The organism is Glycomyces tarimensis (genome assembly GCF_054776215.1).
This window is the reverse complement of sequence record NZ_BAAHCB010000001.1, coordinates 144,691-168,922: the sequence shown is the minus strand read 5'-3', so window position 1 is coordinate 168,922 and position 24,232 is coordinate 144,691. Positions and strand designations below refer to the sequence as shown.

The 24,232-nt window shown below is 69.6% G+C and carries 28 protein-coding genes; 13 read left to right on the top strand and 15 right to left on the bottom strand.

What is annotated here, in order from left to right; genetic code table 11:
• Positions 1–108: 108 nt before the first annotated feature.
• From ACYVK3_RS00805 to ACYVK3_RS00795, 3 genes are all read left to right on the top strand, one after another.
• Entirely contained in the window at positions 109–780 is a 672-nt protein-coding gene (locus tag ACYVK3_RS00805; RefSeq protein WP_460495331.1) for a BUD32 family EKC/KEOPS complex subunit, read from the top strand.
• 31 nt (positions 781–811) lie between these two features.
• Positions 812–1,417 carry a TetR/AcrR family transcriptional regulator gene (locus ACYVK3_RS00800; RefSeq protein WP_460495330.1) on the top strand — a complete coding sequence of 202 codons (606 nt, stop codon included), beginning with the start codon at positions 812–814 and terminating at the stop codon, positions 1,415–1,417.
• Positions 1,418–1,483: 66 nt separating this feature from the next.
• Positions 1,484–2,377 (top strand): alpha/beta fold hydrolase, encoded by an 894-nt coding sequence (locus ACYVK3_RS00795; RefSeq protein ID WP_460495329.1) that lies wholly within the window; start codon positions 1,484–1,486, stop codon positions 2,375–2,377.
• 47 nt (positions 2,378–2,424) lie between these two features.
• On the opposite strand, the gene ACYVK3_RS00790 is transcribed toward ACYVK3_RS00795, so the two are convergent.
• The 5 genes from ACYVK3_RS00790 to ACYVK3_RS00770 are packed head-to-tail and all read right to left on the bottom strand — an operon-like array spanning position 2,425 to position 9,371.
• A complete protein-coding gene (locus ACYVK3_RS00790) occupies positions 2,425–3,681 on the bottom strand; it encodes an FHA domain-containing protein (RefSeq protein WP_460495328.1) in 1,257 nt (418 codons plus the stop codon).
• On the bottom strand, positions 3,678–4,748 hold the full coding sequence (locus ACYVK3_RS00785; RefSeq protein ID WP_460495327.1) for a PP2C family protein-serine/threonine phosphatase: 1,071 nt from the start codon (positions 4,746–4,748) through the stop codon (positions 3,678–3,680). Before ACYVK3_RS00785 ends, ACYVK3_RS00790 begins: the two co-directional genes overlap by 4 nt.
• Before the next feature lie 14 nt (positions 4,749–4,762).
• Positions 4,763–7,144 carry a serine/threonine-protein kinase gene (locus ACYVK3_RS00780; protein ID WP_460495596.1) on the bottom strand — a complete coding sequence of 794 codons (2,382 nt, stop codon included), beginning with the start codon at positions 7,142–7,144 and terminating at the stop codon, positions 4,763–4,765.
• Between the two features lie 11 nt (positions 7,145–7,155).
• Complete coding sequence (locus tag ACYVK3_RS00775) at positions 7,156–8,109, bottom strand: glutamate ABC transporter substrate-binding protein (RefSeq protein WP_460495326.1); 954 nt, start codon at positions 8,107–8,109, stop codon at positions 7,156–7,158.
• Entirely contained in the window at positions 8,106–9,371 is a 1,266-nt protein-coding gene (locus ACYVK3_RS00770; protein WP_460495325.1) for an MCP four helix bundle domain-containing protein, read from the bottom strand. Before ACYVK3_RS00770 ends, ACYVK3_RS00775 begins: the two co-directional genes overlap by 4 nt.
• 182 nt (positions 9,372–9,553) lie before the next feature.
• On the opposite strand from ACYVK3_RS00770, the gene ACYVK3_RS00765 reads away from it, so the two are divergent.
• From ACYVK3_RS00765 to ACYVK3_RS00755, 3 genes are read left to right on the top strand one after another with little or no spacing between them, the layout of a single operon-like run.
• Positions 9,554–9,994 carry a deaminase gene (locus ACYVK3_RS00765; RefSeq protein WP_460495324.1) on the top strand — a complete coding sequence of 147 codons (441 nt, stop codon included), beginning with the start codon at positions 9,554–9,556 and terminating at the stop codon, positions 9,992–9,994.
• A 10-nt stretch (positions 9,995–10,004) separates the two neighbouring features.
• Positions 10,005–10,775: a sulfurtransferase gene (locus ACYVK3_RS00760; RefSeq protein ID WP_460495323.1), complete on the top strand. Its 771-nt coding sequence runs from the start codon at positions 10,005–10,007 to the stop codon at positions 10,773–10,775.
• A complete protein-coding gene (locus tag ACYVK3_RS00755; RefSeq protein WP_460495322.1) occupies positions 10,772–11,380 on the top strand; it encodes a hypothetical protein in 609 nt (202 codons plus the stop codon). Before ACYVK3_RS00760 ends, ACYVK3_RS00755 begins: the two co-directional genes overlap by 4 nt.
• Positions 11,381–11,385: 5 nt before the next feature.
• On the opposite strand, the gene ACYVK3_RS00750 is transcribed toward ACYVK3_RS00755, so the two are convergent.
• The 6 genes from ACYVK3_RS00750 to ACYVK3_RS00725 form a co-directional block, all read right to left on the bottom strand.
• Positions 11,386–11,814 carry a type II toxin-antitoxin system VapC family toxin gene (locus ACYVK3_RS00750; RefSeq protein WP_460495321.1) on the bottom strand — a complete coding sequence of 143 codons (429 nt, stop codon included), beginning with the start codon at positions 11,812–11,814 and terminating at the stop codon, positions 11,386–11,388.
• Between the two features lie 208 nt (positions 11,815–12,022).
• Complete coding sequence (locus ACYVK3_RS00745) at positions 12,023–12,679, bottom strand: metal-dependent transcriptional regulator (RefSeq protein WP_460495320.1); 657 nt, start codon at positions 12,677–12,679, stop codon at positions 12,023–12,025.
• Between the two features lie 191 nt (positions 12,680–12,870).
• The gene (locus ACYVK3_RS00740) at positions 12,871–13,827 is read right to left on the bottom strand and encodes a sigma-70 family RNA polymerase sigma factor (RefSeq protein ID WP_460495319.1); all 957 of its coding nucleotides are present in this window, start codon (positions 13,825–13,827) and stop codon (positions 12,871–12,873) included.
• Positions 13,828–13,979: 152 nt separating this feature from the next.
• Positions 13,980–14,597, bottom strand: coding sequence for a trimeric intracellular cation channel family protein (locus ACYVK3_RS00735; RefSeq protein WP_460495318.1), 618 nt, complete (start codon positions 14,595–14,597; stop codon positions 13,980–13,982).
• A 62-nt stretch (positions 14,598–14,659) separates the two neighbouring features.
• Positions 14,660–14,881, bottom strand: coding sequence for a DUF3039 domain-containing protein (locus tag ACYVK3_RS00730; protein WP_460495595.1), 222 nt, complete (start codon positions 14,879–14,881; stop codon positions 14,660–14,662).
• Between the two features lie 124 nt (positions 14,882–15,005).
• On the bottom strand, positions 15,006–15,332 hold the full coding sequence (locus ACYVK3_RS00725) for a DUF3099 domain-containing protein (protein WP_460495317.1): 327 nt from the start codon (positions 15,330–15,332) through the stop codon (positions 15,006–15,008).
• A 41-nt stretch (positions 15,333–15,373) separates the two neighbouring features.
• On the opposite strand from ACYVK3_RS00725, the gene dtd reads away from it, so the two are divergent.
• Both dtd and ACYVK3_RS00715 read left to right on the top strand, forming a co-directional pair.
• Positions 15,374–15,832 carry a D-aminoacyl-tRNA deacylase gene (gene dtd, locus ACYVK3_RS00720; protein WP_460495316.1) on the top strand — a complete coding sequence of 153 codons (459 nt, stop codon included), beginning with the start codon at positions 15,374–15,376 and terminating at the stop codon, positions 15,830–15,832.
• Between the two features lie 65 nt (positions 15,833–15,897).
• Positions 15,898–17,607 carry a DEAD/DEAH box helicase gene (locus ACYVK3_RS00715; protein ID WP_460495315.1) on the top strand — a complete coding sequence of 570 codons (1,710 nt, stop codon included), beginning with the start codon at positions 15,898–15,900 and terminating at the stop codon, positions 17,605–17,607.
• A gap of 154 nt (positions 17,608–17,761) precedes the next feature.
• On the opposite strand, the gene ACYVK3_RS00710 is transcribed toward ACYVK3_RS00715, so the two are convergent.
• The 3 genes from ACYVK3_RS00710 to ACYVK3_RS00700 all read right to left on the bottom strand — a co-directional run bounded on the left by ACYVK3_RS00710 (position 17,762) and on the right by ACYVK3_RS00700 (position 20,608).
• The gene (locus ACYVK3_RS00710; protein ID WP_460495314.1) at positions 17,762–18,001 is read right to left on the bottom strand and encodes a DUF7455 domain-containing protein; all 240 of its coding nucleotides are present in this window, start codon (positions 17,999–18,001) and stop codon (positions 17,762–17,764) included.
• Positions 18,002–18,309: 308 nt separating this feature from the next.
• On the bottom strand, positions 18,310–19,941 hold the full coding sequence (locus ACYVK3_RS00705) for an RNA polymerase sigma factor (protein ID WP_460495313.1): 1,632 nt from the start codon (positions 19,939–19,941) through the stop codon (positions 18,310–18,312).
• A gap of 154 nt (positions 19,942–20,095) precedes the next feature.
• On the bottom strand, positions 20,096–20,608 hold the full coding sequence (locus tag ACYVK3_RS00700) for a LytR C-terminal domain-containing protein (protein ID WP_460495312.1): 513 nt from the start codon (positions 20,606–20,608) through the stop codon (positions 20,096–20,098).
• A 317-nt stretch (positions 20,609–20,925) separates the two neighbouring features.
• Here ACYVK3_RS00700 and ACYVK3_RS00695 point away from each other — a divergent pair, with 317 nt between their 5' ends.
• Positions 20,926–21,228 (top strand): DUF4193 domain-containing protein, encoded by a 303-nt coding sequence (locus ACYVK3_RS00695; protein ID WP_460495311.1) that lies wholly within the window; start codon positions 20,926–20,928, stop codon positions 21,226–21,228.
• 70 nt (positions 21,229–21,298) lie between these two features.
• Here ACYVK3_RS00695 and ACYVK3_RS00690 read toward each other — a convergent pair whose 3' ends face one another.
• Positions 21,299–21,778 (bottom strand): DUF3093 domain-containing protein, encoded by a 480-nt coding sequence (locus tag ACYVK3_RS00690; protein ID WP_460495310.1) that lies wholly within the window; start codon positions 21,776–21,778, stop codon positions 21,299–21,301.
• 88 nt (positions 21,779–21,866) lie between these two features.
• On the opposite strand from ACYVK3_RS00690, the gene dut reads away from it, so the two are divergent.
• The 4 genes from dut to ACYVK3_RS00670 are packed head-to-tail and all read left to right on the top strand — an operon-like array spanning position 21,867 to position 24,220.
• Positions 21,867–22,343 (top strand): dUTP diphosphatase, encoded by a 477-nt coding sequence (dut, locus tag ACYVK3_RS00685; RefSeq protein WP_460495309.1) that lies wholly within the window; start codon positions 21,867–21,869, stop codon positions 22,341–22,343.
• On the top strand, positions 22,336–23,082 hold the full coding sequence (locus ACYVK3_RS00680; RefSeq protein ID WP_460495308.1) for a DUF3710 domain-containing protein: 747 nt from the start codon (positions 22,336–22,338) through the stop codon (positions 23,080–23,082). Before dut ends, ACYVK3_RS00680 begins: the two co-directional genes overlap by 8 nt.
• An 8-nt stretch (positions 23,083–23,090) precedes the next feature.
• Positions 23,091–23,501, top strand: a complete 411-nt coding sequence (locus ACYVK3_RS00675; protein ID WP_460495307.1) for an OB-fold nucleic acid binding domain-containing protein — start codon at positions 23,091–23,093, stop codon at positions 23,499–23,501.
• A 26-nt stretch (positions 23,502–23,527) separates the two neighbouring features.
• The gene (locus ACYVK3_RS00670) at positions 23,528–24,220 is read left to right on the top strand and encodes a DUF3159 domain-containing protein (protein ID WP_460495306.1); all 693 of its coding nucleotides are present in this window, start codon (positions 23,528–23,530) and stop codon (positions 24,218–24,220) included.
• Positions 24,221–24,232: the final 12 nt, after the last annotated feature.

Below are 24,232 nucleotides of genomic sequence, written 5' to 3'. Positions count from 1 at the left end.
CGCCGCGTGTGGCGGCCGAGGCCGTGAACCGGTATCCTTCGGCCTCAAGCGATCCGGTGTGTAGTCCGCTCTCTCATTTCATAGCGAGGTATCGATGAAGGTCTGCCTGTGGAACTGATCGGTGCGGGGCGCGCGTCGCGGATCTTCGCGCTCGATGACGAGAAGGTGCTGCGCCGCTGCGAGTTCGACGTCCGCGACGAGGCGCGCGTCATGCGCTGGGTGCGCGAGCGCGGGTTCCCTGCCCCCGAGGTCTTCGAGGTCTCGGGCGGGGATCTCGTCATGGAGCGCCTGCACGGCCCCACTCTGGGCTCTGAGCTGTTCGGGGCGCGCATCGACGCGGCGAAGGCCGGCGAGATCCTGATCGATCTCCACGAGCGCCTGCACGCGATCGAGGTGCCGGACTGGCTCGCGGGCGAGCCCCGCGGGATCGATCTTCGTGCCGCCGATGGGCCGACGTGCGTGCTGCACCTGGACCTGCATCCTGAGAACGTGATCCTCACCGACGACGGGCCCTTCCTGGTCGACTGGACCAACGCCGCGCGCGGCGAGCCCGGCATCGACCTCGCCGTGTCCTGGGCGATCCTGGCCGGCGTCGACCTCGACGGCCTCGGCATGGCGCCCCAGTGGGTCGAGGTGGCCCGTGCCGCCCTGCTGGGGCGGTTGCGCGAGCCCTTGTCGACGGAGGCGCTGTGCGTCGCTCTGCGGTTCCGTGAGGCCGACCGCAATGTCGATCCGGCCGAGATCGCCAAGCTCCGGATGGAGCTCGGCCAGGTGCGCTGATTTTTCAGCACGATCGTGCTAGTTTTACGGAGTGCGCAAAGGCGATCTCACCCGACAGGCGATCCTCGACGTGGCCGTCCGCATGGCCCGCTATTCGGGGCTGTCCGGGCTGACCATCGGATCGCTGGCCGCCGCCGCCGACATGTCCAAGTCGGGCGTCTACGCGCACTTCAAGTCCAAGGAAGCCCTCCAGTTGGCGTGCATGGAGTGCAACGGGGACCAGTTCCGCGACGAGGTCATGCGCCCGGCACTGGCCAAGCCGCGCGGCATCGCGCGGCTCCAGGCGATCGTGGAGTACTGGATGCGCTGGTACTCCCACCCCGGCGGTTGCCTTTTCATGGCGGCCGCGTCCGAGTTCGACGACCTGCCGGGGCCGCTGCGCGACCAGATGGTCCGCGACCAGCGCGGGCTCCTCGACTCCCTCGCCCGGATCGCCTCGACGGCGGTCGACGAGGGCGAGCTCCCCGAAGACACCGACGTGTTCCAAGTCGCGCAGGAGGTCTTCGGCATCCTGCTGTCCTACAACTGGATGAGTCGCATCCTGTCCTATCCGGACGCCGGCGAGCGAGCCTGGGCGGCGTTCAACCGGCTGATCGACAGCCATGCCAATGCACGTTTCCGCGAGCGTTCAACGTGACGCGCAATTGACGGTCGCCGCAAGCGGTCGAACGTGACGAGATCCTGACCAGGAAGGCCAACACCCATGGCGCAGCGCTCCGGGGCCAAAGGCTCCGCAAAGAAAAGCACGACCGTTCGTGCCCCGTGGCATTACCGCACCGCTTTCACCGTCGCCGAGCGCTTCGCTCCCGGGCCGGCGGCGAAGTACCTCAGCGAGATGTGGTTCAAGGTGCCCGGCGGGCCCGAGCGGCGCCTCAGGGGCAAGGCGCCCGCGGGAGCCGAGGTCTTCACGATCGACAGCCTCGGCGGCGAGCTGTGGGGCTACGACTGGGGCGAGGGCCCCTTGGTCTACCTCGTCCACGGCTGGGGCGGCTGCACCGGCGACCTCGACTTCATCGCCGCGAACCTCGTCGCGAACGGCATGCGCGTGGTCGGCTTCGATGCGCTCAGTCACGGCAACTCCGGGCCGAGCCCCTGGGGCGAGCGCGTCAGCAACGGCCTCCACATGCGCGATGCGATGCGCTCGGTGATGGACAAGTTCGGCGCGCCCCAGGCGGTCGTCGCGCACTCCCTCGGCTGCCTGACGGCGGTCATGGCGCTGCGCGAGGACGAGGCCGTCCTCGCTCGGACCCGGCTGGCGCTCATGGCCCCGTTCATCGGCGGCGTGGAGGGCTTCAGCGACACCCTGAACTCGGTCGTGCCCACCGGGCCGCGCGTCATCGAACGCTTCGTGCCGCTGGTCGAGGAGCGCGTCGGGATGGCGCTTTCGCAGATCAGCCTCATGGACGGGGTCGTCGAGTCGCCGACGCTCATCGTGCATGACAAGGGCGACCGGCCCAACCCCTTCCGCCACGGCGCCGGCCTCGCCGAGTCGTGGCCGAACGCCGAGCTCATGGCCACCACCCGGCTCGGGCACCGCAAGATCCTGGTCAGCCCGGCGGTCAACGAGCGCGTCACCGCCTTCGTCACCGGCAGGTAGACGAAACGGGGGCCGGGCGTCCGCCCGGCCCCCGTCTGCTCGCTCTGTCAGCCCTCGTAGTGGATCGTCAGGCGCGTCCAGGCCCCGATGTTGAGGTAGGAGCCGTCGCCGATCGAGATTTCGATGTTCGGCGCCAGCGGCTCGTCGGAGCCGTTGAGGAAGGTCCCGTTCGAGGAGCCCACGTCCATGATCGTCCACGAGCCGTCGGGCTTGGCGAACAGCTTCGCGTGCTGCGCGCTCACTCCCGGGTCGGCCACGTCGCCCGACAGGTCGATGTCCGGCGTGATGCCTCGCTTGGCGCTGTAGCGGCCGATCGTCAGCTCGCCCTTCTCCAGCGGGAACCGCCGGGGCTTGGCGAACGACGGGTACTGGAGCTGCGAGGCCCCGTCCGAGGCGGCCACCTTGTTGAAGTAGCCCTGGTCGGCCGTCACGGCCACCGTCCAGCGCGTCGCCGTGGCGGCCTGCCCGGGCGGCGCGTAGTTCGACGCGAGGTCGTGCGGCTGCGAGTCGGGAACGCTGAACCCACCGGTCGACGATGCGGCCGGGGGAGCGGAGGTCGGGGCGCCGAACGGCGCGGACGGTACGCCCGGAGGCGCCGAGGTGGGCGCGGGCGGGGCCGAGGCCGGAGCGCCGTACTGCTGGGCGTAGGGGTCCTGCGGCTGGCCGTAGCCGGGCTGCTGGCCGTACGGGTCCTGCTGCTGCGGCTGCCCGTAGGGGTCCTGCTGCTGGGGCTGGCCGTACGGGTCCTGCCCGTAGCCGGGCTGCTGCGGCTGGCCGTAGGGGTCCTGCGGCTGGCCGTAGCCGGGCTGCTGGCCGTAGGGATCCTGCTGCTGGGGCTGGCCGTACGGGTCCTGCTGCTGGGGCTGCGCGTACGGGTCCTGCCCGTAGCCGGGCTGCTGCGGCTGGCCGTAGGGGTCCTGCTGTTGCGGCTGCCCGTAGGGGTCCTGCTGCTGGGGCTGGCCGTACGGGTCCTGCCCGTAGCCGGGCTGCTGCGGCTGGCCGTAGGGGTCCTGCTGCGGCTGCGCGTACGGGTCCTGCTGCTGGCCGTACCCGGACTGCTGGCCGTACGGGTCCTGCTGCTGCGGCTGCCCGTACGGGTCCTGCTGCGGCTGCGCGTACGGGTCGTTCGGCGGGTAGCCCTGTCCGAATGCGGCCGGCGACTGCGGGGGCTGTCCTTGCTGCCACGCCGGATTGGGCGTCCCGCACTGCTCGCAGAACTGCGCTTGCGGGAAGGCCCCGCAGGCACACTGGTATCCGCCCGGCTGTGGGGCACCGCCGCCGGGGTAGGTCGGCTGGTAGGTCAAGGTCGTCCCCCTCCAAGCAGTTCCGTGTACTCGGCCTCACTGGCGACACCGAGCAGCGGGGCGGATCCGCGATCCTTCCCGGGGTCCCGGTCGGCATGTTCCTGCGCATACCCGTCGACCTGGACCGATCCGGGGGATTCGAGTTCCACCACCGCGACACTGATGTTGTCGTGCCCGCCGTGTGCGAGCGCCTGTCGTGTCAACGCTACAGCCTTATCGCCAACGCTGCCCTCCGGCAGCGGCAACAGGTCCGAATCGTCATTGAAATAGCGTGACAGACCGTCACTGCACACTACGATATGCCCGCCGCCCAGATCCACCCGGAGGAGGTTCGGATTCAGGGTCGGAGCGTCGGCTCCCAGCCAGGCCAGGAGGGCCTTCGAGTAGGGGTTCTTGTACCGGTCGTCGGAGGGGTCCACGCCCTGGTATTCGAGGCGGGCCTGGATGGTGTCGTCCACGGTGAGGCATCTCGCCTCCTTCTCCCCGGCCCAGTACGCGCGCGAGTCGCCGACCCAGCACAGGATCGCCTGGCCGCCCTCGACGACCGCCGAGACGTACGTCGATGAAGGCGGCGAGTTCGGGTACTGCTTGCCGACCGCGGCCACCGCCGAGTGGGCGGCGTTGACGCCGCGCCGGGAGGCGTCCTCGGCGCTGAGGCCCTCGCCGAGCGCCGAACGGATCTCCGTCACGGCCGCTTCCACTCCGGCGAGTGAAGCCCGCTCGGAGTCGGACGCGCCCGAGACGCCGTCGCAGACCACCGCGATCTTGCGCCCGTCCTCGGCGCGCGCGATCGCCAGCGAGTCCTGGTTGTAGTGGTGCCGTTTGCCCACGTCCGTGGCCGCGCCGATGCCCGGCAGCACGAAGGAGGCGTGGTCGTCGGAGCCGCCGGGATGCTTCGGGTTGTCCTCGGTGGCGGCCGAGGACAGCCACGCGGCGGTCGCCGCGGGCTGCTCGTGCTCCTCCAGGTCGCCGCCGCAGACCTCGCAGTAGCGGCCGACGTCGGCCGGGAGGCCGCAGGCGGTGCAGTGCTTCGCGGGGCCTTGCGTGGCTGTCGGTGAGGACGACATTCGGTGCTCCTTCGCTACAGCATCGTGCGTGGGCGGTGCAGGTTGGCCTGGTCGAAGTAGTAGACCTGGTCCTCGCGCCCGGTGCAGGTGTGCGCGAGCCTACGATAAGCCGATTCGAGCGCGAGACGCAGTTCGCGCTCCTCGGGCGGGGCGTCGAAGACGCGCGGCTCGGCGGCCGGCCCCGCCATGGAGACCACGTCGATCGCGGCGTGCAGGATCCTCGTCGACACCAGGTGGCGCCGCCGGGGCTCCAGCTTGAGCTCCTCGAGCCGCCCGGCCATGTGGTGCAGGTCGATCAGGCTCGGCGGTGTGGTCCGGCTGTGCAGCGCCGTCTGGATGGCCGCCGTCTGCGCGATGCCGTACTGCGAGGACGTCTTCGGCACCTGGTGGAGCGTCGAGATCGCCTCGGTGGAGTGGCCTTCGAGGTCGAGCAGGCGGGCCCGCCCGTACGCGGCCGAGACGAAGCGGTGGTCGCACGCCCAGATGCGCGTGTAGTGCGGCAGCGCCAGGTCGCGGCGACCGGCCATCTCGGCGCAGGCGGCCAGCGCCAGGCGCGGGGCGAGCTCGCCGGGCAGGTGGGAGTAGACGGCGTCGAAGTGGGCGGCGGCCGTGTGGAAGTCGGCGGCCAGCAGCGAGATGAGGCCCCGCATCCACGTGACCTGCCAGGTGTTGCCCTCCTGGGAGGCGAACTGGTCGAGCGTCGAGTGCGCCATGTGGAGCTCGCCGGCGCTGACGAGGGTGCGCACGCGGCGCAGCTGCACTTCGGGACTCTGGACGGGCGCGGCGGCGAGTTCGGCGAGGATGCCGGGCGCGTCGGTCGCCGACAGGCTCGCCAGGAACGACGCGGCCGGGTCGGCCAGGTCGACCATGGTCGTCGGCAGGGCGTGCGCGACGTCGAACGGGTCGCCGATCGCGGCGACGTCGTATTCGACGTCCGGCTCGCCGAACACGGACTGCTCGCCGCTGAACAGCGTCGAGGGCTCGAAGCGCGGTTCGCCGTGCCGGATCGACCGGACCTCGTGGAGGACGCCGCGCACCTGCGTGCGCATCTCGTCGGCGTCGGCGAAGCGCGAGCGCGGGTCGGCGTGGCAGGCGCGCAGCAGCAGCCGCTGGAAGGAACCGAACTCCTGGAACAGCGGGGTCTCGGACGCGGGCGGGAACGTGTCCTTGTATTCGCTGGTGAAGCCCTTGAACTGCAAGGCGAGGACGGCCATGGACCGGCCGATGGTGTACAGGTCGGAGCTGATCGAGGGGCCGACCGAGAGGATCTCGTCGTTGGGCACCGAGTAGCCGGGGGTGCCGTAGATCGCCGATTCCTCGTCGTCGATGCGGCGCACCGCGCCGAGGTCGATGAGTTTGAGCCACGTCTCGACGTGGATGACGTTGTCCGGTTTGAAGTCGCAGAACAGCAGGCCGCGGTCGTGGAGGTACGAGAACGCCGGGAGCAGTTCGGAGGTGTAGGTGAGGACCTGCTCGAGCGGCAGCGGCAGTCGTTCGCCGTCCTCGCCGGTCTGGTCGCGGATGTCGCGCAGCGACTTGCCGGCGACGTACTCCATGACGATGTAGGACTGGAGCTGGCTCGATCGCGGGTCGGCGGCGGTGACGAAGTCGTGGATGTTGACCACGTTCGGGTGATCGATGCCGACCAGGAAGCGGCGCTCGTTGATGGCCGCCTCGATGGCGTCCTCGTCGGTGGTGTTGATGAGTCCCTTGATCACCACCCACCGCTGGGTCAGGTCGTCGGCGAAGTTCTTGTCGTTGGCGAGGTAGATCCAGCCGAGGCCGCCGTGCGCGATCGCGCCGAGGATCTCGTAGCGGTCGGAGAGGACGTCGCCGGGCTGGAGCGCGGGCGTGAACCAGTAGCGGGCGCGGCAGTACGGGCAGAATCCCTCGACGCGCCCGGCGCGGCCGGCCTGCGGACGCCCGACGGGCTTGCCGCACGAGCCGCAGAAGCGTTTCGCCTCGGGGACCTTCGGGTCGGACATGACCGCCTCGGCCGGGTCGCGCGGCGGCACGGGAGGCATGTCGGACAGGCCGCCCCGCTGGCGGGCGCTGGTGCTCGTGGAGCGAGTGACGGGCCCGGTGATCGGTTGCGGCAGCGGCGCGGCCGGCGCCCGGTACGGGGCCGGGGGCGGCGACGGCGGGGCCTGGGCGGGCGAGACGACGTGGGAGACGGGCCGCGAGATCGGCATCGTCCCGGTGGGGGCGCCGGAGGTCTGCTCCGGCGCGAAGCCGGGCGCGGCGGCCACGGGCGGCGGCGAGCTGAGGCGTTTGCGCACCCGCAGCGTGTCCGCATCGGTCTCGTCTCCCGCGCGGGCCTGCTGGTGGATCTCCTGCTGGGCCTGGCGGACGGCCGGGGTGTAGCGCTGGGTGTGGTCGGGCCGCTCCTCGCTCATGGCGGTCACCTTCAATCCTGGTACTTCGGGGCCGGGGGAGTGGCCGCGCCGAGGTGGGGCTCCAGCCACTGGTCGTAGATGTCCTGCCAGGCGTCGCCGGTCCGCATGCCGTCGAGGACGCCGTTGACGTAGCGCGCCAGGTCGGTGTTGCCCTTGGCGAAGGCGATGCCGTAGGGCTCTTCGGAGAAGCTGTCGCCGACGACTTCGAGGGTGGGGTCCTGGATGGCCATGCCCGCCAGGATGCAGTCGTCGGTGGTGATCGCGTCGACCACGCCCTGCTGGAGCAGCACCAGGCAGTCGTTGAAGTCGGGCACGGTGACCGGTTGGGCCTCGGACTGCCGCGCGATGTTCCGCGGGGAGGTCGAGCCCTGGCCGGTGCAGAAGCGGTCGTCGGCGGTGAGGTCGGCGATCCCGGTGATGTCCGATCCCTTGGGGACGAGCAGGCGCTGGCCGCCGTGGTAGTACTCGGTGGAGAACTCGACCCTCTCCCAGCGTTCGCACGTCATCGTCATGGTGCGCACCACCATGTCGACGCGCCCGGAGTTGACTGCGTCCTCGCGCTCGCCCGAGGTCATCGGCACCCATTTGACCTTCGTCTCGTCGCCCATGAGCGCGGTGACGACGGCCTTGGCGATGTCGATGTCGAAGCCGCTGAGGTTCCCGGTGACCGGGTCGCGGTAGCCCATGAGGTTCGTCGACTGGCTGATGCCGATGACGACCTGGTCGGGATTGCTCAGCGTCTCGCGGGCGGCCTCGGCGGTGATCGAGCCGGGGGCGTAGGACGCGACGGGATCGCAGCTGTCGTCGGGCGGGTCGGTGTCGATGTCCGGCTCGAAGTCGATGCCCTCGGGCAGCGGCGTCGGGACGTCCACCGACGGCGGCTCGACGGCGACCGGTCCGCTGCAGGCCGCCATGAGCAGGCAGCCGGCGAGCGCGGTCGCGAAGGTGGTCTTGCTGCTGATCATGCGTGATACTCCGCCACTCGCATCTGGATGCCGATCGCCGCGCTGACCAGTGCCAGCAGGCACAGTGCCGAGAGGCCGGCGGCGGCGCCGGACAGGGAGCGCTGCGCGTCGCCGGTCGCGTCGACGAAGCGGTCGGCGCTGATGTCGGTCGCCGTCGTCAGCTGTTCGTTGAGCGCGTCGAAGGAGGTGGCCAGGCTCTGCTCGCCGTCGCCGACGGCGAGCGCCACCGCGTCGGCGTAGTCGCCCTCTTTGGCGAGCTTGATGACCTCGTCATGGCCGGCGTTCCACGTCCCGGCCGACTCCTCGGCCGCCGCGAGCGCCTCGGACAGCCGGGGGTCGTCGCCGTAGGCCGCGTTGAGCCGGGCCAGCAGGCCCTCCTCGCCCACCAGGAGCGCCATCTGGTCGGCGTAGCGCTCCTCGGCCTTCGAGTCCTCGCCGCGGGCGATGAGCACCAGCGACTCCTCGGCGCGGGCCTGCTGGGCGGTGATGTGCGCCTCGGCGAGCAGTTCGAGCGGGTCGGCGCCCTCCTCATGCGAGCGCTCGGTGTGGCTCGCCGAGGCCAGCGCCACGAGCACGAGCCAGCCGGCGACGCCGATCATGGCGACGGTCGCGCCGAGCAGGCCGAGGTTGAACATCCGGTTGGTCTTGCGTGTCATCCACAGTTGCGCCCACACCATGACGCCGAGCGCGGTGGCGGTGAGCACCGTGGCGGCCCACGGGAACGACACGGCCGCGTCCCTGGCCTCATTGAGCTGGCTGAGCGCGTTGTACTGCAAGGTGTCGGCGTCGGGAAGCATCTGGCTTCGCATGAGCGTGGACGCCTGACGCTGATAGGTGGCGCCGACCGGCTCGCCGAGCCGGTTGAAGGTGCGGGCCGACTCGACCAGTCCGGTGTAGACCGGCAGGTGCGCGTTGAGGTTCGCGACCAGTTCGGCGTCGGCGGGGGTCTTGACCTCGCCGGCGGCCGTGGTGAGCGCGACGCTCGCGTCCCGCAGGGCCTCCTGGTAGGTCGTGCGGACGTCCTCCGAGGCCGTCCCGGCGGTCAGATAGGAGCTCGCGGCGGTCGCGTCCGCCTGCGACAGCGCCTGGTACAGGTCGAGGGCCGCGACCGAGAGCCGGCCGGACTGGGTCGTCGTCTCCTCGATCACCGCCGATTTGCCCAGAATGGACGTCAGCGCCGTGACGCCGGCGCCGAGCATGAGGACGACGAGGATCGCGAGGGTGCCGCGGAGCTGTCCGGGGGTGTACCGCAGTGCCGACACGGCACGTGAGAACCGCTGAGGCCCAGCCGTGACTCCGGGCGCCTGCTGCGTCGAAGTCGGGGCGGGAGGGGACTGGACAGTCAACTTCACCTCACAGTGTCGGGGGTCGTCCTCATGGTATCGGCACCGCACAACGGTCAGTGACGCCCGTCATCGCGCGCCCGGCGCGCTATGTTGAGGCGGTGCCGAACTCCGAAACCGACGCCCGCTGGATGGCTCGCGCGGTCGAACTGGCCGAGCAATGCCCGCCCTCGGCGACCGCGTTCAGCGTGGGCGCCGTGATCGTAGTCGACGGCCGCGCCGTCGGCGAAGGCTACTCACGCGCCGAGGAGCCGCACGACCACGCCGAGGAGGTCGCCCTGCGCCGCGCCGGCGGAGCGGTCGAGGGTGCCACCGTGTACTCCACGATGGAACCGTGCGGGCAGCGCGCCTCCCGGCCCGCGCCGTGCGCGCGCCTGCTGAGCGACGCCGAGGTCGCCCGCGTCGTCTACGCGCTCGACGAGCCCGTCCGCTTCGTCGAGGCCCCCGGCGGCGCGGCCCTCCTGCGCGAAGCGGGCATCGACGTCGAGGTCATGCCCGAGTTCGCAGCGGCGGCCGAAAGACCCAATGCGCATCTCCGTTAATGTGGCACCTATGAGGCCAACAATCGGCGCCGACGCGGTTGCCGGACTCGCCGAATCGGTCGTGCTCGACGTGCGCTGGAGCCTGAACGGGCCCTCCCGCGAGGAGGACTTCCGCCAAGGCCACCTGCCGCGCGCCGTCTGGATCGACTTCGACCGCGACATCTGCGGCCCCGTCGGTGCGAGCGGCGGACGCCACCCGCTGCCCGAACCCGACGCGCTCCAGGAGGTCCTGCGGAAGGCGGGCGTCAACGACGATTCGACCGTCGTGGTCTACGACGACGGCGACTACATGTCCGCCGCGCGCACCTGGTGGACGCTGCGCTGGGCCGGACACGAGGACGTCAGCGTCCTCGAAGGCGGCATCCGCGCCTGGATCGAGGCCGGATATCCGCTCGCCTACACCGATCCCGAGCCCGAGCGGGGCGACTTCACGGTCCGCCCCGGCGGCCTGCCGGTCCTCGACGCCGACGGCGCCGCGGCCTGGGCCCGGGAGCGCGAACTCGTGGACGTGCGCGCCCCCGAGCGGTATCGGGGCGAGCATGAACCGATGGACCCCGTCGCCGGGCACATCCCCGGGGCGGTCAACGTGCCGCTCGGCGGCGACGGCGCGCAGTTCGCCGGCCACGCCGACGCGGCCTTCTACTGCGGCTCGGGCGTCGGGGCCGCCCGGGCGGCGCTGGCCGTGACGGCCACTGGACGACCGACGCCGCCGGTGTACATCGGCTCTTGGAGTGACTGGGTCTCGAGCGGCCGCGAGGTCGCCACTGGGGAGGAACAATGAGAAGGTTCGCAGCGATCGTGCTGATCCCGGCGGCCCTGGTGGCCCTCGCCGCGTGCGGCGAGGACGATCCCCAGGACCCGGTCGAGACGGCCACCGGCGAGGACTCGCCCTCAGCGCCCGAGGAGACCGGGCCGGTCGAGCTCGACCTGAACGAGGCCGGCGGGGCGTGCCCGCTCATCGACTCGGCGAAGCTCAACGAGATCACCGGCGAGGACTTCAGCTTCGCCTCCGGCGGTGGAAGCGACGGCGAGGACGCGCCCGACCTGGCCACCTGCGCGGTGCAGACCGCCGAGGGCGCCTACCCGGACCTGACGCTGTTCGTGACCGGCACCGAGGCCAGCGCCGAGGTGTACGAGGACGAGCTGCCCGATGCGGCCGAGAGCGTGGACGATCTGGGCGAGGCCGCGTACTGGATCGTGCACATCGAGGACACCGGCGCGGGCCCGGCTCTGGAGATGGGCTGGTATGACGGCGGGGACGTCTTCGAGATGCGCTACACCGCGCCCGAGGGCACCGAGCCGCAGGCGGTCGAGGACCTGCTCGCAGGCTTCACCGAGCTGGCCGTCGGCATCAACGAGGCCCACGCCGCCGAATCCGACGAATAGCCCGATCACGCCTCGAGCACGGTGATACGGCCGGGCTCACCGGCCCAGCGCCTGTCACGGGCCAGCACCTCGGCTTCGAGGACTCGGCCGGTGGCGAGTATGAGCGCGTCCGGAAGCCGGATGCCGGACCTGGGACGCGAGCCGCGGCTGCCGCCGCGCTGCCTAGGGTCGGTCGGGCGGATATCCGAAGCGAGGTCGTCGACGATCGCGTCGACTCGTCGCGCCGTGCGGTCACCGAGCTGCAGCGCACCGACCGTGATCTCCGCAAAGGCGCTGGCGGGTGCAACGAGGTCCGACTCACGCCGTCGGCGCAGCGCTTCGACGGCGGGCCGGTGCATCGCGTCGCGAGCATCGGTGAGGCCGATGCGAACGCTGCTGTCGAGGGTTCCTGCTCCGCGGCAGGCGTCGAGTGCCTCTTGCGCATGGACGGACATAAAGAGCGCCCTCCTCGCCGGGGGAACGAGGAGGGCGCTCCGGTGCGGAGTTCGGTCTTCGGCCGCTGCCGGGTCGCTTCGGTGTCTTCGCGGAGGCGTCGGGGTCACAGCGGCACCGAGCAAGCGGTTTCACATCATCCGTCACCCTACCGGCACGGTACCGAAAGGTCAATATCCGTCACGAAACACTCGGATTGCGCGCTCGGCGCTACTGGATCGGCGCGGCGAACACCTTCGCGGCGTCGTCCACGCTCAGGCGGATCGTGTCGGCGTCGGCGGCGATCACGATCTCGCCCTCACCGCGGTCGACGACCACCTCGGCGCCCGGGTCGATCCCGGCGTTGTGCAGCGAGGCGAGCAGGTCGGGATGCGTCTGCACCGACTCGCACAGGCGCGTCACGCGCACCTTCGAGCCCGGCGCCACGACGCTCATCGGCCGCTCGTCGCTCTCGATCAGCGCGATCTTCGCGGCCGAGTCGAGCTCCTCGAGCCCGGGAATGGTGTTGCCGTACGGCGAGCGCGTCGGGTGTTGGAGCAGCTCGTACACGCGCTTCTCGACCGCGTCGCTCATGACGTGCTCCCACTTGCACGCCTCGTCGTGGGCGTCGACGTACGACATGCCGATGACGTCGACCAGGAGCCGTTCCGCCAGCCGGTGCTTGCGCATGACCGCGACGGCCTGCTTGCGGCCCTCCTCGGTCAGTTCGAGGTGCCGGTCGCTCTTGACGTTGAGCAGCCCGTGCCGCTGCATCCTGCCGACAGTCTGGGAGACCGTCGGGCCGCTCTGGTCGAGCCGTTCGGCGATCCGGGCGCGAAGCGCCGGAACGCCTTCCTCCTCGAGTTCGAGGATGGTTCGGAGATACATCTCAGTAGTGTCGACGAGGTCCGTGGTCACAGCTTCGTTCCTTCGCTCAATCCGTCCGGTGCCGACCCGACCGCTTCAGGGCCTGCGGGCGATGCCCTGAGGGCTCGCGGGCAGTATATGGAGCCGAGCCACCGGGACGGGGTGGGTCAGTTGCCGCCAGACCCCCTGTCCACACCAATCATATATGGCGATCAGGCCACATACTCAGCGAGACGTCCCGCGTAGTCCGGCTGACGCAGGCGGTGCAGCGCGTTCTTCTCGATCTGGCGCACCCGCTCGCGGGAGAGCCCGAAATCAGCGGAGACCTCCTCGAGCGTGCGCTGGCGGCCGTCGTCAATGCCGAAACGCAGACGGAGCACGGTTTGTTCCCGCTCGGGCAGGCTGGCCAGCACGTTCGCGATGTGGCGGCGCAGCAGCGCGTACGAGACCGACTCTTCGGTGGCCGCCGCGCGCGGCATGTGCGCGACCAGGTCGCCCAATGCGGTCGAGTCGTCCTCGCCGACGGTCTGGTCGAGGCTGACCGGCTCGCGGTCGTAGCTCATGAGCTCCAGGACCTTGCCGGGGGCGACCTCGAGTTCCTCGGCGACCTCCTCGTAGCTCGGTTCGCGGCCGAGCTCGGCGAGCAGTTCCTGGCGGACCCGGTTCATCCGCTTGATCTGGTCGACGGTGTGGGCCGGGACCCTGATCGTGCGGGACTGGTCGGTGACCGCGCGGTTGATGGCCTGGCGGATCCACCAGGTCGCGTACGTGGAGAACTTGTAGCCCTTCTGGTAGTCGAACTTCTCGACCGCTCGGATGAGCCCGAGGTTCCCCTCCTGGATCAAATCCAGCAGGCTCATGCCGTGGCTCGAGTAGCGCTTGGCGACGCTGACGACCAGTCGCAGGTTCGACTCGAGCATGCGCTGCTTGGCCGCGCGCCCTTCGGCGGCGATCTTCGCGAGGTCGCCGCGCAGATCGGGATCGGTCGTCTCGCTGATGCGCCGCTCGGCCATCAGGCCGGCCTCGATGGCCTTGGCGCATTCGACCTCTTCGGAGGCGGTGAGGAGCCGGTGCTTGCCGATACCGTTGAGGTAGGCGCGCACCGGATCGCCGGAGTATTCGGCCGCACGTTGAGCCGGCCGCTGACGGATGCTGTCGACGGGTGCCATCGTAGGTTCGCCTTTCGCTGCTGACCCTCCCGTGCGGGTGAAGTTCCCGCACCTCACCCGGCGGGCACCGGGTGTCGGGCTATTAGCTTGCAGCGGAAATCGGCGAATGAGATCCCTCGGAGCGAAGGGTGGCACGATACCGGGAGACAGGCTCAGATATTGGGCTTGGGGGCTTCCCACCGATACCTGATGGCCACCAGCCGTACAACGAAGATCGCCGCGACCGCGGTGGCCGAGAGGGTGACCGTCCCGATCTGGGACTCCCACCGCTCGCCCACGGCGACGATGATCGAGCCGATCGCGGCGGCCAAGGCGTAGAAGTCCTCGCGCAGCACCGCCGGTATCTGCTGAGTGAGGACATCGCGGAGGATGCCGCCACCCACACCGGAGAGTACCCCGACGATGCAAGCGGCGTAGACGGCGAAGCCGTACTCGAGGCCCTTGAGGGTGCCGACGACCGTGAACAGGGCCAGACCGGCCGCGTCGAGCACGAGCATGGTGGTGCGCAGGCGCGACAGCGCCGGGTGGAAGAAGAACACGGCGACGGAGGCGAGGACGGCGACGGTGCCGTAGCGCCAGTCGACGAGGAGCAGCGGAGGAGCGTCGATGAGGACGTCGCGCACGGTGCCGCCGCCGAGCGCGGTGATGACGCCGATGACGCCGACGCCGAACATGTCCAGGCGCTTGGCCACCGCCGCGGAGGCGCCGGAGGCGGCGAACACCGCGGTGCCGAGCAGTTCGGCCACCAGACTCAGAGAAAAAGGCTCCACCAGGGCGTTATAGCAGGCAGAGCCCGGTCACATGGCCGACCGAAGCGACGGGGTCGCGCAAGCTACTTCTTCATCTTGCTGTAGATCTCTTTGCAGCTGGGGCAGATCGGGAAGCGGTCGGGGTCGCGAGTGGGCACCCACATCTTGCCGCACAGGGCCTTCACCGGAATGCCGTCGACCATGGCGGCCATGAGCTTGTCCTTGGGCACGTAGTGCGAGAATCGCTCCTCGTCGCCTTCCTCATAGCTGTAATCCGGCTTGATCTCGGTCTGCTCGTCGAGCATCGTCGAAGTGCCGGTGGTGGGAAGCTCGCTCACGTCAAACTCACTCCTCGTTCACGGGAAAGACCTGTCAAGTCTGCCACGTGCCCTGCCAAAATACGACTCGCGAGGGCCCTCCCGCGTGGTGCTATTCGGTATCGATCATGCGATGATCCGGCGTCGGCAGCCGCTTGGCGCTCTGGCGGTGCCGCACGAACAAGCTCCGCTTGTCCTTCGCGAGCCGGTCGTTGGCCAGCATGACCGCCAGCCACGGCAGGGCGGCCATGCCGACGAGTCCGAGCGGCAGCCACAACCACAGCAGCGGCGCCTCGACGATCACCAGCAGGCCGCACACGACCACCAACAGCGCGCGAATCGACATCATCACGACATAGCGGATCGTCCGGATGCGCAATTCCTCATCCGGTGACATCTGCGCGTCGGTGATGACCGTCGCCTTCTCACGCCGTCCCACCCTTCGAGCCTACGCCGATCGAGTGCGACATGATCGGTGACATGAGAGCAGTTGTGCAGACCGTCAGCGAGGCCGACGTCACTGTAGAGGGCGCGACCGTGGGTTCGATCCGGGACGGCCTCCTCGTCCTGGTGGGCATCACCCATTCGGATGGACCCGACGAGGCGCGCTGGATCGCCGAGAAGATCTGGAGGCTCCGGATCTTCGGAGGCGGAGCCGGAAACGAGCGTGAACAGGGCCCGGGAGGCGAGCGGTCGGCTTCCGATCTGGACGCCCCGATCCTCTTGGTCAGCCAGTTCACGCTCTACGCCGACACGCGCAAGGGCCGCCGGCCCTCCTGGAACGGCGCCGCCCCGGGGCCCGTCGCCGAGCCGGTGGTGAACGCCGTCGCCCAAGCGCTGCGCGACCTCGGCGCGCGTGTGGAGACCGGCGAGTTCGGCGCGATGATGGAAGTCCGCAGTGTCAACGTCGGCCCCAACACCATCCTGTTGGAGCGCTGAACGTGACCGCCCTCGCCCCTTAGAATCGAGCGGGTCCGTCAGTTCCCGAGCATGAAGGAGCCCGCATGATCCCGGCCGCCCCGCCCGAATCGCTTCCCTCGCTTCGGGTCTGGCAGCGCAAAGCCATGGTCGCCTACCACCGGGGTCAATCGACGGACTTCCTCGCGGTGGCCACCCCCGGCGCCGGCAAGACCACGTTCGCGCTCCGCATCGCCTACGATCTGCTCGCCGACGGCACGGTCGACACCGTCTCCGTGGTGTGCCCCACCGAGCACCTCAAGGTGCAGTGGGCCGGGGCCGCGGCGAACTTCGGCATCCAGCTCGACCCCTCGTTCCGCAACGCCGACGTCCACAATGCAGCCGACTTCCACGGCGCGGTCATCACGTACGCGCAGGTCGGCGCCGACCCCTCGGTCCACCGGCGCCGCACTCTGGCGCGGCGCACCTTCGTCATCCTCGACGAGATCCACCACGCCGGCGACTCGCGTTCGTGGGGCGAGGGCGTCCAGACCGCCTTCGAGGAGGCCGAGCGGCGCCTGGCGCTCACCGGCACGCCCTTCCGCAGCGACGACAACCCCATCCCGTTCGTCGAGTACGAGGAGGCCCCCGACGGCTCGAAGCGCTCGCGCGCGGACGCCCTCTACGGCTACCGGGACGCGCTGTCGGACGGCGTCGTGCGGCCGGTGATGTTCATGGCCTATTCGGGGCAGGCGAAATGGCGCTCCAGCGCCGGCGACGAGCTGGCGGTGCGGCTCGGGCAGCCGCTGACCAAGGACCTGACCAGTCAGGCTTGGCGCACCGCCCTGGACCCGGCGGGGGAGTGGATCAAACAGGTCATCCGCGCCGCGGATCGGCGCCTCGGCTCGCTTCGCGCGGCCGGGATGCCCGACGCCGGCGGGCTCATCATCGCCTCCGATCAGAACACGGCGCGCGCCTACGCGGGCATTCTCAAGCGTGTGACCGGCAAGAGCGCCCAGATCGTGCTCTCGGACGACGCGGGGTCCTCGGACCGGATCGCGAAGTTCGCCGCCTCCGACGACGAGTGGCTCGTCGCGGTGCGCATGGTCTCCGAAGGCGTCGACATCCCGCGGCTGGCCGTGGGCGTGTACGCCACGAACGCGCACACGCCGCTGTACTTCGCGCAGGCCATCGGCCGCTTCGTGCGCTCCAGGAGGCCCGGTGAGACCGCCTCGGTGTTCCTGCCGAGCGTCATCCCGCTGCTGCAGCTGGCCGAGAGCCTCGAGGCCGACCGCGACCACGTCATCAAGGCGAAGTCCGAGGACGCCGACCCCGAGCTGCTGCTCGAGCAGGCGCAGCGGCAGCTCAACGAGGGCACCGAGCTGGGTGAGCGCGAGACGCTGGAGAGCAGCGCCGAGCTCGATCAGGTGATCTTCGAGGGCGGCTCGTTCGGGCTGCCGGTCCAGGCAGGGAGCCCCGAGGAGCAGGAGTATCTGGGGCTGCCGGGGCTGCTCACCGCGGAGCAGGTCCACCTGCTCTTGCAGAAGCGGCAGCGCGAGCAGATGGCGAAGCAGAAGCAGTCCCCGGGCGAGACCGCGGCGGCGAAGCCGTCGGCGGAGCCGCCGATGACGAACGCGCAGCGGCGGTTGAAGCTGCGCAAGCAGTTGAACCAGTTGGTGGGCGCCCACTCGTTCGCTACGGGCGAACCCCACGGGAAGATCCACGCGAAGCTGCGGTCCTCGTGCGGCGGGCCGCCGAGCGCGCAGGCCACCATCGAGCAGTTGGAGGAGCGGATCGCCACGATCCGCTCCTGGTGAGCCGCGACCGTCCCTTTGCCTTCATCGGCGGCGGAGCTCCTTGCGGCGACAAAGGACCTCGGCGACGGGACAAAGGACCCCGGACAAGGGTCGAGCCCAGACGGTCGAAACCGTCTGGGCTCGCCTTCAAGCCTGTCTGAAGTCTGTGTGGGCGCTAGTTCTCCGATGCCATGAGGTCGAGGCCGCGCCACTCGAATTCCGGGTCGGCGTTGTAATCGATGGCGATCGGTACCAGCTTCTCGGCGTACTGGTTCGCGTGGTGGCCACAGAAGACAAGGTCGCTGCCTTCCGCGAGCATGACGCGCAGTTTTGCCGCGGCGCTACACCGATCGCAGCGCTCGCCCGCGATCGGACGTTCCTCCGTCATGGGCGGGGGCGTCAGGGTGGATGTCATACCAGGTCCTCCGCTGCGTTCGGTAGTCGTTGGTCATTTCGTCGGTCGTCCGTTGACCGGCTCATCCCGTTCAACGCCTGCACTGTACTACCTCTTCCCTCGAGCGACTCGGTGAGACTCGGCTCACTTCGCACCCGGTCCGCGATAGTTGTTCCACACCGTAGCCCACGATTCCGACAACGGCAAGCTGGCGAGGCGGCCGGAGTCTTGCCCGTTCGGGTGATATGGGCGTGGCGGACGCGAGGCGTCGAATTCGGTTGTGCCGGCCCAACGGCCTTGTGCCGAAGGGATACCCGACGGAGCGCGGCTTAATCGAGGTAATCCCGGAGCACCTGCGAACGCGACGGGTGGCGCAGCTTCGACATCGTCTTCGACTCGATCTGGCGGATCCGCTCGCGCGTGACGCCGTAGACCTGGCCGATCTCGTCGAGGGTGCGCGGCTGGCCGTCGGTGAGGCCGAACCGCAGCCGCACCACGCCGGCCTCGCGCTCCGAGAGGGTCTGGAGCACCTGCTGGAGCTGGCCCTGGAGCAGCGAGAAGGAGACCGCGTCGACGGCCACGATCGCCTCGGAGTCCTCGATGAAGTCGCCGAGCTGGCTGTCGCCCTCGTCGCCGATGGTCTGATCGAGGCTGATCGGCTCGCGCGCGTACTGCTGGATCTCGAGGACCTTCTCCGGTGAGATGTCCATTTCCTTTGCCAGCTCCTCGGGCGTGGGCTCGCGGCCCAGGTCCTGAAGGAGTTCGCGCTGTATACGGCCGAGCTTGTTGATGACCTCGACCATGTGCACCGGTATGCGGATGGTGCGGGCCTGGTCGGCCATGGCGCGCGTGATGGCCTGCCGGATCCACCAGGTGGCGTACGTGGAGAACTTGTAGCCCTTGGTGTAGTCGAACTTCTCGACGGCGCGGATGAGGCCGAGGTTGCCTTCCTGGATGAGGTCCAGGAACGCCATGCCGCGGCCGGTGTAGCGCTTGGCGAGGCTGACGACGAGTCGGAGGTTGGCCTCCAGCAGGTGGTCCTTGGCGCGGTCGCCGTCGCGGACGATCCACTCCAGGTCGCGCCGGATCTGGGTGGGGATCTCCTCGCCGGACTCGCGCATCTGCTTGAGGCGCTCGACGGCGTACAGGCCGGCCTCGATGCGCTTGGCGAGCTCGACCTCCTGGGCCGCGTTCAGCAGCGGCACTTTGCCGATCTGCTTGAGGTAGGCGCGGACCGAGTCGGCCGAGGCAGTCATCTCGGCGTCCTTGCGGGCCTGCTTGAGCGCCTCGGAATCCTCCTCGTCCCACTCGAAGTCGTTCTCGCCGGGCTCGTCGGCGTCTTTGTCCTTCTTGGACTTCGAGGCGGCCTTCTTCGCCGCCTTCTTGCGAGTGGCCTTCTTGGCGGGCTTAGCCGCCTCCTCCTCGGCGGCGAGGGCCTCGGCGGCCAGCTCGTCCTCGGACTTGGGCGCGGCGGCCTTCTTGGCCGTCTTCTTCGCCGCCTTCTTGGCGGTCTTCTTCGCGGTGGTCTTGCGGGCGGCCTTCTTCGGCGCTTCAGCGTCCTCGCCATCGCCGGCCTCGGCGGCCGGAGCCGCCGCGGTCTTCTTGGCGGTCTTCTTGGTCGACTTCTTCGCGGTCTTGGCGGTGGCGGTACGCGAGGAGGTGGCGGTACGGGCGGCGGGGACGCGCTTGCGGCCGGAGGAGGAGCCGTCGACGACAACGGTGACGTCGGCCTCGGCCAGCGCTCTGAGCACGAGCTTTCCCTGGGCGGGGGAGACCTGGGCCGACTCCAAGACCTGAGCGACTTTCGCGGACGTCAGCTGTCCATCGCTCTCACGGGCCAGTTCGAGCAATGAGTCGGTCAAAGAATTGACGTCAGTGCCGTTGGGACGTGCGTCAGTCACGAGCAACCTTCCGAGGCAATGGCGGGCACGGCGAAGCCGGGCTCCATGGCGGGTGAGCATTGGATATTGGGTCGGCAGCCCAGGTCGCAACACGACCGGGCAGGCGTGAATTGTAGCGCCGAAAAACGCTATCGGCCCGTCCGTGATGCCGTTTCGAGCTGTGTTTCCGCATTTTTGGTGGCAATGTCATTTGTTCGAGGGATGTGACGGCGGTCTATTCTACCGCGCAGGTGCCCTCCGGTGCCGAGATGCCGCCGCTCTGGGCGAACGACTGGCGCGCATCGGAAGTGGACCGTACCTCCCTGAAGGCGTCGCCGAGGACGACGGTGACCGGCTGGTCCCATTCGAGATCGAAGCCGTCGCGTCCTTGATAGAAGTACGCGTGCGTGTGCAGGCCGGCGGCGTACTCCTCGGGGCCGTACCGCACCAGTGCCGAGCCGTCGAACGTCTCGTCGGTGTCGCCCACTTCGATGACCTCGAAACCGCGGTCCTCGAGCTGGACGGCCGCCTGCTCGGCCAGGCCCGGGCGGTCGGTGCCGTTGAGCACGACGATCTGGATCTCCTCGGGGTCGGGGATGGGCGCCGTCTTGATCTCGACCGCTCCCGGCTCGCAGTCGTTCCCGCCGGCCACCTGCGAGTCGTTCCTGATCGCCCAGAGGGTCGCCACTGTCGCGAGCAGCGCCAATGCGCACAAAAACGTCAACGCGCGGATACGAGCGATTCGCACTGCGGCCTCCCCGACTCTCGATGTAGTCCAAAGGCTATCGTGCGCGCGGTGCCTTCGTGGGGGAGAGGCGGTACACTCGCACCCCTCGACACAGAAGTGTTTCTCGCCACAATTGGGATGAAAAAGCGAGCGACATGGTGTATACGAATGGACTGCACGCGGTAAGGTACGCCGCCTGCAGGCGGACAGAACCCGCCAGGAAACCAAGTCGAACTGAGCGTCGCCGAACATGCCTCCAAGTTGCGCCCGCCGCATCCTCCGGAGTCGCACCGCTTCGACACACCTGTGCCAGAAGAAACCAATGGGAGTGGAAGACGATGGCAACCGACTACGACGCCCCGCGCCGGGACAAGGAAGAAGCGGCCGCCGCCAGCCCCGACAGCATCGAGGCATTGGCCAAGGGCCGCAGTGATCAGTCCGGGTCGGTGGACGTCGACGAGGCCGAGGTGGCCGAGAACTTCGAACTGCCCGGCGCCGACCTCGGCGACGAGGAGCTCTCGGTCAAGGTCCTGCCGATGCAGAACGACGAGTTCCGCTGCTCCAGCTGCTTCCTGGTTCACCACCGGAGCCAGTACGCCAAGGAGAAGAACGGCCAGCCGATCTGCAAGGACTGCGCCTGAAGCACCGATCGCGGGATCGCGCCCGGAACCAAGGGGTTTGCCCGAACCTCTGGCGCGAGGCCCGCGGCGCTCAGGCCACCTCCGCCTCGGCGCCGACAGCAAGCGCCTCCCGCAGCCTCTCGGGGTTGCGGGAGGAGACCACCCAGTACGGCGTGGGGTCGTCCGGATCGTCGAGGACGATCCGCACCCCGCGCCTGATCCAAGGCCGCTGCACCACGAACGCCAGCGGGTGCAGGGCCACCCCGAGCGCGTCCGAGTAGGCCACCGGGCCGAGCACCTGGATCTCGGCGATCGCCGAGGCCGGCAGCTTCGCGTCGTCGACGTGGAGCCACACCTCGTCCCCGCGCTCGACCACCCGCACCGGCAGGCGGCCGAACCACCAGGCCCCGAGCAGCGGCACCACGAGGATCCCGACGCTGATCGCGACCCGCCACCAGCGCAGATCCCCGAAGTTCGACAGCCCGGCCGCGATGGCCGCGCATGCGACCGTCCCCAACCAGCCCGCCACGGACATCCGCATCCGCTCGGCGTAGCGTTCACGACTCTCCATGTCTGAGACGATATCTCCTGACTGAGAGGAGTCCGAAGACTGTGACCGGTCTGAGACCATATCGCTCGACGAGAGGAGCTCGACGACCGTGAACGACGACGTGCCCGTCGCCATCAGGCGACTCGACCCCGACCTGCCCGTCCCGAGCTACGCCAACCCCGGTGACGCCGGAGCGGACCTGTACGCCGCCGAGGGCGTCGAGCTCGCGCCCGGGCGCCGTGCCCTGGTGCCGACCGGCGTGGCCGTGGCCATCCCCGACGGATACGTCGGCTACACCAATCCGCGTTCGGGACTGGCCCACCGCCTCGGCGTCACCATCGCGAACGCCCCCGGCACGATCGACTCCGGTTACCGCGGCGAGATCAAGATCAACCTTGTCAACCTCGACCCGGAGCGGACCGCCGTCATCGAACGCGGGGACCGTATCGCACAATTGGTTGTCCAACCGGTTGTGCGCGCCCGCTTCACCGAGGTCCAGGAATTGACCCCGACGCGGCGGGGCGAGAACGGCCACGGTTCCACCGGCGGCCACCGCCGACTCGCAGAGGAGAACGAACGTGTTTAGACGGCGACGGTCGTCGAAGAAGCAGCGCCCGGCCGAAGGCGCGGTCCTCGACTCGCTGGCCGAGAGCGGCGAAGCGGTGGCCCACGAGGCCACCGAGGGGCCCTTTGACGTCGCCGACGCCCCCGACGACGAGCTGCGGCGACTCGACCTCGGCGCGATCCGCCTGCCCATCCCCAAGGGCGTGGGCTTCCAGGCGCAGACCGACGCCAAGGGCAACATCAGCCAGGTCGTGCTCACCACCGGCGCCTCGGCGCTCCAGCTGCTCGTGCGTGCGGCCCCCCGCACCGAGGGCATCTGGGAGGAGATGCGCGAGGACCTGACCAAGCAGGTCACCGGCCAGGGCGGCAAGGTCGAACAGGTCGAGGGGCGCTGGGGCACCGAGCTCATCGCCGAGGTCGCCACCAAGAAGGGCACCAACTCGGTGCGCTTCGCCGGCGTCGACGGCCCGCGCTGGTTCGTGCAGGCCACCTTCCAGGGCAAGCGCGCCGTCGATGAGGAGGCCGCCCCCGAACTCGACGAGGCCCTGCGCAACCTCGTCGTGGACCGCGGGAACGAGGCGATGCCCGTCAAGGAGCCGCTGCCGCTGAAACTGCCGCCGAAGATGGCCGAGGAGGCCGCCGCGCGCATCGCGCAGCGCAAGGCCGAGGGCGGCGACGGCAACCGCGCCATCGTCGCGGCCGGCGACACCCCGAAGCCGAAGGTACGGCGCAAGCCCTCGCCGCGTCCGCGCAAGCGTTAGGGCCCTCGGTGACCGGGCGCGAAGACGCCAGATCCGGGTGGCGGCAGTGGGTCCGCCGCCTCGCCGCGCCGTCCCGGGAGCTGTTCGCCGAGGAGGTGCGGGACGAACTGACGGCCAGCAAACTCGGCCGGGAGGGCCTGAGCGACGTCGACCACACCCCCGTCGACCAACTCCGGCCGCGCCAGTCGGCCACTGTCGCAGGGCGGCTGCGGACGGTCGTGCTGCGCACCGAGGGCCGTTCGCCGTCGGTCGAGGTGGAACTGTTCGACGGCACCGGCCAGGTCGGGCTGGTCTGGATGGGCCGACGGCGTATCGTGGGCTTGGAGGCCGGGACCAGGATCGTCGCCCGCGGCCGAGTGGCCCAGGGCAGCGATGGCCGGCTCCTCATCTACAACCCGACCTACGAACTCCGCCCGTGAGGGCCGAGGAACCTGGAAGGCACTCCTTGAACACCGAGACGCCGTCGCGCACCGAAGACCCCGATCAGCTGCCGCCGTTCACCGAGCAGCTGTCCCAGCAGCTCGGCGGCGTCAAGGGCGTGGTCGAGGCCGCCATCCCCATCACGTTGTTCGTGGTCCTCAACCCGGTCTTGAACGGCCGCGAGTTCGGGCCGGTCAACGGCCTGCAGCTGGCGATCATCATCGCCGCGGCCAGTGCCGTGAGCATCGCGCTCTGGCGGGCGATCCGCAAGGAACCGATCCGGTACGCGCTCAACGGCCTGTTCGGCATCGCACTGGGTGCGTTCCTGGCATGGCGCAGCGACGACGCGCGCGACTTCTACCTGCCGGGCATCATCCAGGGCGGGATCTACGGCTTCCTGCTCATCGGCTCGGCGCTCATCCGCCACCCCATCATCGGCTGGATCTACGCCGTGGTGGCCCAGGGCGGCAAGAAGGAGTGGCGCGACAACAAGCCGCTGGTGGACATCCTGTGCCAGATCACGATCGTGTGGGGCGCGGTGTTCATCGTCAAGAACGTGCTGCGCGCGTGGCTGTACTGGATCGACGCGGACAACGCGCTGGGCCTGGTGACGCTGTTCGGCGGCTGGCCGGTGACGATCGCGCTGACGGCGATGACGATCTGGGCCGTGCGCCGCCGCATGAAGACGGTGCGAGAGGCCGCGCTCGAGACGGCCTGAGGGATCGGGGAG